Source organism: Pseudomonas sp. NPDC098747, from assembly GCF_044760045.1.
In the GTDB taxonomy this organism is placed as follows: Bacteria; Pseudomonadota; Gammaproteobacteria; order Pseudomonadales; family Pseudomonadaceae; genus Aquipseudomonas.
This window is the reverse complement of the sequence record NZ_JBIWAL010000140.1, coordinates 1-2,065: the sequence shown is the minus strand read 5'-3', so window position 1 is coordinate 2,065 and position 2,065 is coordinate 1. Positions and strand designations below refer to the sequence as shown.

Below are 2,065 nucleotides of genomic sequence, written 5' to 3'. Positions count from 1 at the left end.
CGCATGCGCAGTATCGATGGTCAGAGCCTGCCGGTGTCCAAGCTCTACCTCGACCAGCTGGCGTCGACACACGCGATTCGGCAGAGTTTTTTTGCGGTGAACCCCGCCGAACCACAGGTGAAATTCAAACTGGAGCCCTATACCCTCGACCCGACGATCAGCCGATCCGAGTTCACCTTTGACAATAAGACCCTCGAATACCGTCACGGTCCTATTGTGCCGGTGTCGTTCACCTGGCCGACCGAGGCTAAAGACGGTCGCAGCAGTCTGGTGCTCGAAAAAATGGCCGGGCGCGCACTGGGCATCGAGAAGAATACCGGCCCCTGGTCGCTGTTCCGAATGCTCGATTTGATGCAAATCGAGTACTTGAGCGGTCGCGATGTGATGGTGCTCAAGGCTGACGTGGGCGGCCTGCGCGCCAACTACTTGCTGACCGCTCAGCGCCGACCGACACCGTTCGACATGGGCGTGCTGCGCACATTCCGTATGCCGGTGCAGCTCTGATGCGCTCTGCCAGCCCTTGGCGCAGTGCTGCGCGTACCGATCCGGGCAAGGTGCGGGCGCGCAACGAAGACGCGCTCCTCGACCGTCCACAGCAGGGGCTGTGGGTGGTCGCCGACGGCATGGGCGGTCATCAGGGTGGCGACATCGCCAGCCAATTGATCGTCGCCAGCCTGGCCGAATTGCCGGTGCAGGACGACTTCGACGAACGCCTCACGAGCATCCGCCAGTGCTTGCACTGGCTCAACCGGCGACTGAGTCAGGAATTGACGGTTACGCCTGAACGCCGCAACAGCATCATGGGCAGTACGGTGGTCGCGCTGTTGCTGGAAGGCCAGCGCGCGGCCTGCATTTGGGCGGGCGACAGTCGTTGTTATTTGTGGCGCAGCAAGCGCTTGTATCAGTTGTCCAAGGATCATTCGCTGCAACAACAGCTCATCGACGAGCAACAAATGAGCGTCGAACAAGCCAAGGCGCATCCTGACGCACAGGCCCTGACTCGTGCGATCGGCGCGGCCGAGCAGTTGACGCTGGAGGTGCTCGAACTCCAGGTTTACCCCGGCGATGTGTTTCTGTTGTGCAGCGATGGGATCTACAACGAGCTGAGTCGCGATGCGCTGGGCAATGCCCTGAGTCTGACAGCGCCGCACCTGGCGCTTGATCGACTGTTCGACGGGGCTTTGCGGGGCGCCGCCAGGGACAACCTGACCGCGGTGGTGATTCGCCAATGACTCAGCTCATGGAACCGTTGGATGATTTGCTGGGTGATGTACGGCAGGAGAACCTGACCTACTTTACGTTTGCTCAATCGAACATGGTCACCCCCAAACGGTCGCCGGCCAAGGCGGCCGCGGGCACACTGCCCGATGTGCTCGCGGGGCGGTATCGTCTTGAGCGCCTGCTGGGAGCAGGTGGCATGGGAGCGGTGTACTGTGCACGGGACCTGCTGAGCGAACAGTTCGGCGATCCTGATCCGTATGTGGCGCTGAAAATCCTTAGCAGTGATTTTGCCGAGTCGCCGGACGCCAGCGCCTTGCTCTATAGCGAGTTCGCCCTGACCCGACGCCTGCGTCACGACAACGTGGTACGGGTGCATAGCTTTGAAGTGGATACCGATTGCCAGCGTGCGTTTATCACCATGGAACTCATGCGGGGGCTCACCCTCGACCAACTCCTGGTTGAACGGCCCTTGGGCTTGCCGTGGACAGAGCTGCGCGAGATCGCGCGGGCGCTGCTCGAAGGGCTGACCTTCGCCCATGCGCACGGCGTACTGCACGGCGATATCAAGCCGAGCAACGTGATGCTCAGCGAGGAAGGTGTGCGCCTGTTCGACTTTGGCCTGGGGCAGGCTGAGCCCGGCATCCTGTCGGGCCTGCCCCACCTCAGTCGGGATCGTTTCAAGGCCTGGACGCCCGGTTACGCTGCCCCGGAACTGCTCGACGGCGAGCCACTGTCGGCCCGTGCGGACGTGTTCAGCGTGGCCTGCGTGCTCTTTGAGCTGGCGGGCGGTCAACATCCATACCGTCGCTTGCCCTCGACCGAGGCGCGAGATGCGCCCCTTCAA

Annotated in this window: 3 protein-coding genes; all 3 read left to right on the top strand. The window is 62.2% G+C overall.

Annotated features, from left to right (window positions below):
- The coding region (locus ACIQVE_RS29600; RefSeq protein WP_402815496.1) for a type VI secretion IcmF C-terminal domain-containing protein at nt 1-504 on the top strand (504 nt) is incomplete at its 5' end.
- Nucleotides 504-1,232: a PP2C family protein-serine/threonine phosphatase gene (locus ACIQVE_RS29595; RefSeq protein WP_402815494.1), complete on the top strand. Its 729-nt coding sequence runs from the start codon at nt 504-506 to the stop codon at nt 1,230-1,232. The genes ACIQVE_RS29600 and ACIQVE_RS29595, both read left to right, overlap by 1 nt.
- Nucleotides 1,229-2,065, top strand: an 837-nt coding sequence (locus ACIQVE_RS29590; RefSeq protein WP_402815492.1) for a serine/threonine-protein kinase, incomplete at its 3' end; no start/stop codon positions are given. The genes ACIQVE_RS29595 and ACIQVE_RS29590, both read left to right, overlap by 4 nt.

What these genes read in the sequence shown, in the direction of transcription:
- ACIQVE_RS29595 (WP_402815494.1), top strand. Translation starts at nt 504, where the DNA reads ATGCGCTCTGCCAGCCCTTGGCGCAGTGCTGCGCGTACCGATCCGGGC.